At 35.7% G+C, this 8,977-nt stretch carries 14 protein-coding genes; 10 read left to right on the forward strand and 4 right to left on the reverse strand.

The window, feature by feature from the left end; all coding sequences use genetic code 11:
* The 4 genes from BFN00_RS12790 to BFN00_RS12805 form a co-directional block, all read left to right on the forward strand.
* Window positions 1–913: MobA/MobL family protein (locus BFN00_RS12790; RefSeq protein ID WP_171260804.1), on the forward strand; the 913-nt coding region annotated here is incomplete at its 5' end.
* Window positions 914–1,014: 101 nt separating this feature from the next.
* Complete coding sequence (locus BFN00_RS15835) at window positions 1,015–1,284, forward strand: hypothetical protein (RefSeq protein WP_143115432.1); 270 nt, start codon at window positions 1,015–1,017, stop codon at window positions 1,282–1,284.
* A 156-nt stretch (window positions 1,285–1,440) separates the two neighbouring features.
* Window positions 1,441–2,334 (forward strand): replication initiation protein RepM, encoded by an 894-nt coding sequence (gene repM, locus BFN00_RS12800; protein WP_071852025.1) that lies wholly within the window; start codon window positions 1,441–1,443, stop codon window positions 2,332–2,334.
* A gap of 63 nt (window positions 2,335–2,397) precedes the next feature.
* Window positions 2,398–2,961, forward strand: a complete 564-nt coding sequence (locus tag BFN00_RS12805; RefSeq protein ID WP_071852027.1) for a plasmid replication DNA-binding protein — start codon at window positions 2,398–2,400, stop codon at window positions 2,959–2,961.
* A 258-nt stretch (window positions 2,962–3,219) separates the two neighbouring features.
* On the opposite strand, the gene BFN00_RS16175 is transcribed toward BFN00_RS12805, so the two are convergent.
* A complete protein-coding gene (locus BFN00_RS16175) occupies window positions 3,220–3,423 on the reverse strand; it encodes a hypothetical protein (RefSeq protein WP_057979931.1) in 204 nt (67 codons plus the stop codon).
* Between the two features lie 240 nt (window positions 3,424–3,663).
* Between BFN00_RS16175 and BFN00_RS12815 the strand changes: the two genes are divergently transcribed.
* Together BFN00_RS12815 and BFN00_RS12820 are read left to right on the forward strand one after the other, a co-directional pair.
* A complete protein-coding gene (locus tag BFN00_RS12815; protein ID WP_000246756.1) occupies window positions 3,664–3,909 on the forward strand; it encodes a type II toxin-antitoxin system RelB/DinJ family antitoxin in 246 nt (81 codons plus the stop codon).
* Window positions 3,899–4,192 (forward strand): type II toxin-antitoxin system RelE family toxin, encoded by a 294-nt coding sequence (locus tag BFN00_RS12820; protein ID WP_000221358.1) that lies wholly within the window; start codon window positions 3,899–3,901, stop codon window positions 4,190–4,192. The genes BFN00_RS12815 and BFN00_RS12820 overlap by 11 nt, the downstream gene beginning before the upstream one ends.
* Before the next feature lie 128 nt (window positions 4,193–4,320).
* On the opposite strand, the gene BFN00_RS12825 is transcribed toward BFN00_RS12820, so the two are convergent.
* The gene (locus tag BFN00_RS12825; RefSeq protein ID WP_000610966.1) at window positions 4,321–4,650 is read right to left on the reverse strand and encodes a four-helix bundle copper-binding protein; all 330 of its coding nucleotides are present in this window, start codon (window positions 4,648–4,650) and stop codon (window positions 4,321–4,323) included.
* A gap of 763 nt (window positions 4,651–5,413) precedes the next feature.
* Here BFN00_RS12825 and BFN00_RS12830 point away from each other — a divergent pair.
* The 3 genes from BFN00_RS12830 (at window position 5,414) to BFN00_RS12840 (ending at window position 7,551) form a co-directional block, all read left to right on the forward strand.
* Entirely contained in the window at window positions 5,414–6,259 is an 846-nt protein-coding gene (locus BFN00_RS12830; protein ID WP_071852029.1) for an abortive infection family protein, read from the forward strand.
* Window positions 6,260–6,718: 459 nt separating this feature from the next.
* Complete coding sequence (locus BFN00_RS12835) at window positions 6,719–6,946, forward strand: hypothetical protein (protein ID WP_032024836.1); 228 nt, start codon at window positions 6,719–6,721, stop codon at window positions 6,944–6,946.
* A 173-nt stretch (window positions 6,947–7,119) separates the two neighbouring features.
* Complete coding sequence (locus tag BFN00_RS12840) at window positions 7,120–7,551, forward strand: type II toxin-antitoxin system YafO family toxin (RefSeq protein ID WP_071852031.1); 432 nt, start codon at window positions 7,120–7,122, stop codon at window positions 7,549–7,551.
* 98 nt (window positions 7,552–7,649) lie between these two features.
* Here the strand turns inward: BFN00_RS12840 and BFN00_RS12845 are convergent, their stop codons facing one another.
* Window positions 7,650–7,934 carry a hypothetical protein gene (locus BFN00_RS12845; RefSeq protein WP_071852033.1) on the reverse strand — a complete coding sequence of 95 codons (285 nt, stop codon included), beginning with the start codon at window positions 7,932–7,934 and terminating at the stop codon, window positions 7,650–7,652.
* 60 nt (window positions 7,935–7,994) lie between these two features.
* Entirely contained in the window at window positions 7,995–8,264 is a 270-nt protein-coding gene (locus BFN00_RS12850; protein WP_071852039.1) for a mobilization protein, read from the reverse strand.
* Between the two features lie 209 nt (window positions 8,265–8,473).
* On the opposite strand from BFN00_RS12850, the gene mobQ reads away from it, so the two are divergent.
* The coding region (mobQ, locus tag BFN00_RS12855) for a MobQ family relaxase (protein ID WP_171260805.1) at window positions 8,474–8,977 on the forward strand (504 nt) is incomplete at its 3' end.

Raw genomic sequence — 8,977 nt, forward strand, 5'->3', positions numbered from 1 at the left:
CTTTGCCGATATCTGCAATATGCACCTGGACATGGCCGGATACACCGCCCGAGTCGACCACCGCAGCTACAAGGACCAAGAGAATGGTCTGGAAGCCACCCTGCACGAAGGGCCTAAAGTCACCGAACTGCGCCGAAAAGGGATTGAGACCGAAATCAGCCGAAGCAATGATGAAATCAAACAGAGAAATCAGGCGCAGCTGCAATACGGCAAAAATATGGATCTGCTGATTGCTGAAAATGAGATCAAACTCAGCACACTGAAAACTGAACAGCAGATCCAAATCAAAAATAGCGCTAAAACGCCACCAATTGACGAAAAAGCCCTATTTGAGGAAAAACAGAGGGAAACCCTTGGCAAAGTGCTAAATCGCGAAATCAGCGCAAAAGACGCGAATCTAGACCTAGAATTTATGCAGGATGTTTTTAAAAAGGCCGAAAACACCTTCGGCAAGATGCAAAAACATGAAAACGAGTTCAATCAGCAGCTCGCCCAGGACATCGTGAAGAGCCGACTCAAGCAAAGTTATGACAAATTGCAAAGCCTGGTCGATCAACACAACGAATTAACCCAGAACAAACCCTTACTGTTTGGAAAAAAAGCCTGGGAAGCCCAACGTGACGAGATTTATCAGGAACACAAAAAGCTAAAAGGTCAGCATGAACACCAGAAAAAACATGGTGTGAAGGATTTATTGGAAAATGAGAAGTTCAAAGAACATGCCTGGAAGCAGTACCAACAACAACATCCGGCCAAAGCCAAGCAATACCAAACTCTATACTCAACCTATCAAGTTATTAAGAAATGTGTGAATGAGATCAAAGCAGAACAACAAATGAAACTCAGACAAGAACAACAGCTCAAAGCACAGCAACATGCGCCTAAAATGAAATCTCGTGGTATGAGTCGATAAACAGAGCGAGTGTCTACGAGCGAACTGAGAAAATTTGCCCTTTCCTTTCCCTGATTACAAGCTCCCTATCCATCAATCACCTGCATATCAGAGCATCCCGAATGGGTGCGAACTTTCCAAGTTTGATTCCTAAACCGAGCGTAGCGAGAAAAAAAGCTCATGAGCGAAGCGAATTCCGAGTTGCTTTTGATCTTGCTTTTGCTTTTCCTCAAATTCACGAAAATATGAACCAAAAATTGCCCCGACGAATCGAGCGAAAGCGAGATTCAATAGAGTTTGAGCGAAGCGAAAACCAAGGGCAATTTTTCAAATTTCCTTTTTTAATTATTTTTAAATCTTTTAAATCTTTTCAGCCCTCTGTATGCCTTTAATAGCAATGGTTTCAGCATTTAACTATGACGGATTGACTACTAACTATGACGGATTGACTACTAACTATGACGGATTGACTACTTAACTATGACGGATTGACTACTAACTATGACAAGTATATATTTGTCATATATTAAAGATTAAATGGTTTTATTTTGGATAAGAATCAAGTTGTAAAATCAAATCAAGTTATAGAAGCTTCATATCAATTAAGTGCAGTAGAGCAACGTATTGTCTTAGCAGCCATTTCACGTATTCCAAAGAATCAACCCATCACAGATGATGAGTTATACCCAGTGAGTGTTAATGAATTACAGCTTCTAGGAGTACACGAAAAAACAGCCTATAGAGATTTAAAAGAAGGGATTAATAGACTTTATGAAAGATCTATCAACCTTTCTGTGGACGATAAATCTATCAAAATGAGATGGGTACAGGAGGTTCAGTTTTTAGATAGTCAAAGTGTCATTGGTATTCGCTTTTCAAAACCAATTTTGCCTTTTATATCTAACCTAAGTAGAGAGTTTACGAAATATGCTCTATCTGATATTGCAGGTATCAACAGTGGGTACGGCATCCGTATTTATGAGTTACTGGTGCAATACAGACAAATAGGTAAGCGTGAAATCTCTGTTGATAATCTAAGAACCATGCTGGAACTAGGTAAAAAGTATCCGTTATTTGCTGATTTTAAAAAAAGAGTAATTGATACTGCTGTAGATCAAATAAATGAATACAGCCCTTTACGTGTGACTTATGAACAGAAAAAAACAGGTCGTAAAGTTACTCACATTACTTTTTCTTTTAAAGAAAAAACAAGAAGTATTGGTCAGGAAAGTAAAGACATACCGAAAGAGTTCTATAAGTTAACAGATGCTCAGATAAATATGTTTGGTAATCAACTATCACGTCTACATGAACTTTCTCATCTAGCACTTGAGGGTGAGAGCTATGAAATATTAGCTTCAAAAATCAAGGAAAAACTGAGAGATCCAAAACAACAGAAGCCGTTTTTACCTTACTTACGGAACTTAGGCTTCAAACCTTGAGTGTATTGAAGAATACACTTATTGTATTCTGCAATACGTATCTTAAATACACAGTAATACACTATGAAAACAAGTACAAAATACAGTGTTAGTGATGCTGCCACACTGTATAAAAAATCTAGAGCGACACTTTATAAAGATATAAAAAATGGGGTATTAAGCCGTGATCATGATGGCTTTATAGACTTTTCAGAGTTATTAAGAGTATATGGTGAACCGTTTAGTGGAAAACAGCCAAAACGTATTGATACACCTCAAATACAAAACCTAGATACATCTGAATACACTGATAAAACAGTTATAGAATTAAAAAATCAGATCGATTTTTTGAAGAAACAATTAGAAAAAGCAGAAGATAGAGAGACTAAAGCTAATGCTCGTATCGATACGCTTCTTACACTAATTGAAATGAAGCCCCTAAAATCCAATATTGATTCAAATAAAGAGAATATTGAAAGTAAGATCTCACCTAACTCAGATGATATAACTACCAATATTCCGTCAAAACAGCTTAAAGAGGACGGATTGACTACTTCAGAGAATAAACGTATCCCTGTTCCAGAACACGTTGAGCCTCAACCTAAGAAGAGAGGCTTCCTGAGCCGTTTTTTCCTTCCCTATGGTTAGCCAGGACTCCAATTTTTTGATGAGCCAATTTCAGTGCAAGCACATGAAATAATGACTCACCAAAAAACCGGATGAGGTTTATTAAAACTGAATAAAACCGTGGAACATTGATCAATAAATAATCGTGGAACATGAAAAATGACTAAAACAGCCTAAGAGTGGGTGCTTAGGCTTTTTTTAATAACATAAAATATTGTTTTAAAACGATTTTTACAGAGCATTTCGTATAAGGTGTATTATGTTAATTTTAGGAAGTCTTTACAGTTGGCCTTCAAGTAACTGACCTATTTCTAACCTGGTATAGCCACGTTCTTTAAAAATCAAAATAATTGCTTTTTTATAATCTTCAGAAGTAGAAGTCTTATATTTAGTTATCAGTTGATTCTCAGAATTCAGCTCTAGATCATTTTTGATGGTCAATACTTCGCTAGAGATCCTATTAAAGATATTTAGGTTAAACATACAGGCACTCGTCATCCGTTATAGCGGCCCGACTACAACAAACACCTGCCTTAGCTTAGCTAGACACCCTTGGCCGCAAGGATTACAAATTAGACAAGATTCTGCAAGTTTTGCAGAATTGAGAGCCTGAATATTCGACGAAATTATTGTTCACTTAACATAATGGCGATTATGCGAAGTCGACTTGTAATGCAATTTGCATTACACTATTCCTAATACATTAAATACTTGGGAAATATGATGGCTACTGTTAACTTCAGGGTCGATGAAGCCCTTAAAGAAAAATCTTATTCAATCCTTAAAGAGCAAGGTATTGCACCTACTGATTTCTTCACTAGTATTCTTGAGTATGTTGCTACGACTGGGAAACTGCCTGTCAAAAAAGCTTTGCTTTCGGAAGAAGATGAAGAATTATTAGCTCTTGTCCGTAAGCGCATTAATGATCCTAAAGAGATGTTTGAGGAAGTCACATTAGATGACTTATAAGCTTTTACGTCACAAGGACTTTACAGCAGAATGGGAAAAACTCCCTGTTGCTATACGAGATCAATTTAAAAAGAAACTAGCCAAAGTCATAGAGCAGCCACATATTCCAAAGAATATGCTTAGAGGCGATCTTGCAGGTTGCTATAAAATCAAATTATTAAAAGCTGGTGTCCGACTTGTCTATCAAGTTAAAGATGATCAGGTAGTTATCCTGCTCATTACCGTCGGAAAACGAGCTGATAGCATAGTTTATGACGAAGCGAAAAAGCGAATTAAAGACTAAAAATGGGAGCTTATAGCTCCCATTTTTGCCTTCGTATAAGGTGTATTATGTTAATTTTAGGAAAGGCTCTAGACTAGCAGAATGATTATGTTAGTCTAGAGCCATATAATTAACATTATTGAAGTATTTTACATGGCAATTTTTCGACATTCTTCTGCACACTGACGGCAAGCCTCAGCACATTTTTTACAATAATCATGTGAATGTTTTTCACACTCTTCCGCACAATATTCACAGATCTTAGCACAAAGCTCACAAATCTCTTTGAGGAAAGGTGAGTTATGTTGTTGCATACGCACACATAACTGACAAATATCTGCACATTCTAGACAACGTTGAATACATTCACGCATCATCTCTAAATCTTTTTCTTTTAAACAAGAAGTTGCACATTCAGTACAAATAAGTGAACAGTTTGTACATGCAGAAATACACTCTGAAAATTCCGTATTAATCATTTTTTACTCTCAATTTATATAATCAAAGAAATAATTAAAACATAATTTTTTTCTACTAATTATTTTAAATTATTAGTAAATGTAATACATAATGTTAATTTATATGAATAATGTTAATTTTAACTAAATCTTATTTATATTCCAAATTATTAAAAAACAGTTTTTAATTAGGCTAGATGATCAAGTATCAAAAGCAGCTATTCTTAAAATAACTGCAATAATTTTATCACTTTAAAAATAGATTTTCCCTCTATTTAACATAATGGGCGTTATACGAAACGCCTTTTTAAATAGTATTATTTATCAAATAGTTAACTCAATAAATCCAAAACCCAAAAGATCAAAAAACAGACGTTTTAACAACTCGTGTGTTTTTTAAGCAACTTTGTAATCTTTCGCCAATAAAATCGTCTAAAAAATGCTCAATTTTGGCATTTTCCCAATGTTCTCAGCTCTTCCAGGGCGAAAACTATCCCCAATTACTGTGGATGAAATTTAGGCTATTTTGTACGCTTTGGCTCACATAAAACTCGGCCCTTTGCGGCTATCCAGGATAGGTGAATTTTCCTATGATGAAGTCATAGAGAACAGGATGTTCCAAACAACAAGAATAAGAAAGATCGCACCAGGAGCGTGAGGTAAGACAGGAGTCATACCTAGCAACCCAATATGAGAAACCCCGGCAGGATGCTGGGGTTTTTTATTGTCTAAAATTTATTGATAATTAGTAATATATGAATTTTAGATTTACTGAATTAAGCCAATGAAATTATCTGACTTTTCTACTCAACGTCTTGGTGAATATATAGCTGGAGATCTCGAAGGCTGGCCATATAGACGTGGTGTCGATCTTGTAGAGTTCTTCAATAAAATGGGGTTTAGAGAAACGTATGGGCAAGGTTTTCCAAGCCGTGCCATTTATGCGAAAGGAAAAGTTTCTGAACTGAATGGTAAGCCGAAACTAAAAGATGCCATTCGAGAAATGCTTGACCCTAGGCTTTGGATTGATCTTACGTCTAAGGGGCATTCAGTAGAAATCTGCGCTGCTCAAGTTAATGAGATTTTAAATTATGACGGCTATGAAGTAGTTAGAGATGGAAATTTTTATAAAGTACGAGAGTTAGCTGGAACTATTATTGAAATTGAGAAGCGATTTGAAAAATCTGAAGAACTTAATGAACTTCTTATAGAAGAACAAATCCAAAAATGTAAGGCTAAAATTGAGGCCGAAGATTACTCAGGGGCCATAACTAATGCACGCAGCTTAATTGAAGCAGTATGTGTGAAAATTGAAGCTGAATTAGATCCTAATGCTAAAGGAAATGATGGAGACCTAGTTAAGATTTTTAATCGAGTAAGAAAGTTATTAAATCTAGATCCAAGTAGACAAGATATTTCAGACTCAATTAAACAAGTTTTGTCAGGGTTATCCAATATAATTAATGGCCTTGCGACTATGAGAAATAAAATGTCTGATGCACATGGTGTAACGTATAAACCAAGTAGACACCATGCAAAGCTAGCAGTGAATTCAGCGAAAACACTTGCAGACTTCTTATTTGATACAATGAGCTATCAGATAGAAAATGGGAATCTTAAAAAGAAATAATTTACCCTTAGTTTTTATAGAAAAAGCCCAATAAATGATGGGCTTTTGAACTACTCCCAGTATCGTAGAAACGAGAGAGCCTAATTTTTTAGTTTCATATGGCACCTAACAGTACAACTGCTTATAGTTTGTATTAAGCATACGAATTTTTATCTAATAAAAATTAGATAAGTATTTATTTTTCTTATTTTTATGCTATACCTATATTAAAAATATTATTTCTAATTAATTTAAAAGGGTAAACTAATGAAAATTAATAACTTATTAATAAAAAAAACTTCTTCTAATGACCATCAAGTATCAATTTTTTACACTAGATTTATCTATCAAGAGTAATATAGGAACTATCTTAATCAATTCGGTTGCTTTATAATCGCGGACCAACCGTAAAACAAATTATTGTTTTTTTATTAAAAAACAATGATTTATCAAAAAACATCCATTTAAGGATTCTGCCAAATGTATCTTCGTATTCATAATCTATCTGGGTTTGAGTATAGAAATTATATAAATGGTTATAGTGAGTTCATGAGAACAGAAAATATAGTGTCTATATCTCAATCTAAAAAAGTAGTTAAAAAAGTAGCTAGAAAATCTTATGGCTTAACAAAAGAGAAAGCCGAAAGAATTTCTATGAATACTCGAAATGCTTACATGATGAAATATCCAAATACATCAGAAGCATAGGCTCTATTTTTTTTTAAAAAAATATTTCTAAATCTTAAATACACCTTATACTGTTGAGTTCATTCGAGTTCTACAGGAGGTGGTGTATTCCTAATTTTTTACCAAAAAATTTTCAAATTTTAGATTGTTATTATGCTGGGGCTAAAACCGATGAAGATCGGCATATCCTTACTATGATGGCTAAAGATTTTGAAGATTATATGTTTAATAGTGGAGCGTTTTCTAAACGATTCCATGAGTCATTTGGGAAAGATGTTCCCAATGATTATCCAAGGCATGTGATGGAAGCACATGGACTAGCGCATGTTCATATCTTTGATGCAGAAGCTATGACAGATGAAGCTATCGAAGAATGGGATAAAAATAATTTTCCTCGTAGGTTTATAGGACGCCGAGGGACAAGTGACTTATGTATGGTTTATACATTAGGTTCAGAGGGAACAGTTTTGTTATTAGCTTTTTTTGCTCCCCCAGCGCATGAAAAGCACGATGATTGTGATTACATCAATACATTGATTCGTGCCGCTAATGACTTTTTTCAAGAGCAAGATAATGGAGAGTATGTTTTACCAAGAAGTAGAATCCTAGATATTTTAGCTGCTTGATAAAATTACGATCATTTCTATTCTTAAGGTAGGTACACATGTACCTACTTTTTCTATTCACTTAACATAAAAACTCTTATGCGAAACTTAAAATGGAATCAGCAATTTTCTTTAAATCTTGATAAAAAAGTATAGAAATTGATTCTATAAGCTAGAAAATTTTCTCTGCAAACCTTTTCTAACTGTCGTTTAAAAATCTTTTTATAACCAACGATATTGCATGTTACTCCAGCAGCTATAGCAATCCATTGAGATACATTTTCAGGAAGAAAAATATTGGCTGATCTAAAAACTATAATCTCAGCAATTTCAAAAAATGCGTATCCGAGGAGGGCAACTATTACAGCCATAATTACATGCCAAATGATAAAATTTATTTTCATATAGCTTCCCTCCCAGTATTAAAAATTAGGATACAAATTTCTCTTTTAATTAGCAACTTATTACTTTAGTCCAAATAAATTTCGATCTCTTTCATCCGTCAAATATCGGTCCATCTGAGCGATCAATTTAGCCCGTGCCTGTTCATCTTCTTCAGTAATTTTCAGCATACAGGATCCAATTAAAATCTTACGTCTAGTATCATCCTTTCGAGCCTGTTCTTTCTCTTTAGCACGTTCTCTTGCCAGTGCTGCTTGTCTTTGAGCCTTTAACTGCTTTAGCTTTTCTTCCTGTGCCTTGATTTTGCTGTCTAGTGTTTCAGTAACGCTCATTAATTAAATACCATCATCTTGGGAAACCATCCCTAACATAAGCGCACTTGAATATGCATTCAAGGTGCTATATGTATAGTAATGTTTTCCTCGAAGAGCGCACTTATGCAAACTTCGTTTGCAAGTCCGATTGGGGTCTCCCCAATACCCCGACAACCGTAGACACGGTTGTATTTCACTACGTGAAAATTTAAAAGCGAAAAATAGGCATGGCGATTTACCACTTTTCAGTCAAAACCGTAGCACGATCAGCAGGACGTTCCGCCACTGCTGCAATCGCCTATCGGGCTGGTGAAAAGATCTATTGTGAACGTGAAGGCCGAGAACATGACTACAGCCGAAAAACTGGTGTGGAATACAAAGAGATTTATTTACCCAAAGACGCACCAGAACATTTAAAAAACCGGGAAAGACTCTGGAACGAAGTTGAACAGCGCGAAACCCGAAAAAACTCGACAGTTGCCCGGGAATTTGAAATCGCTTTTCCAAGTGAATTAAATCAGGAACAACGCCTGGCCATGCTCGAAGAACTATGCGCCAGTATCGTGGACAGACATCAGGTGGCCGTTGATGCCTGTATCCATGCCCCGCATACCGGATCCGGCAGTGATGAACGCAATTATCACGCCCATATCCTGATGAGCACACGCAAGCTCATTCCCGAAGGTTTTACCGAGAAAACCCGGGAACTGGATCAGAAACACAGTGGAGAA

It is taken from the genome of Acinetobacter sp. AR2-3 (genome assembly GCF_001878775.1).
Taxonomy (GTDB): Bacteria; Pseudomonadota; Gammaproteobacteria; order Pseudomonadales; family Moraxellaceae; genus Acinetobacter; species Acinetobacter lwoffii_D.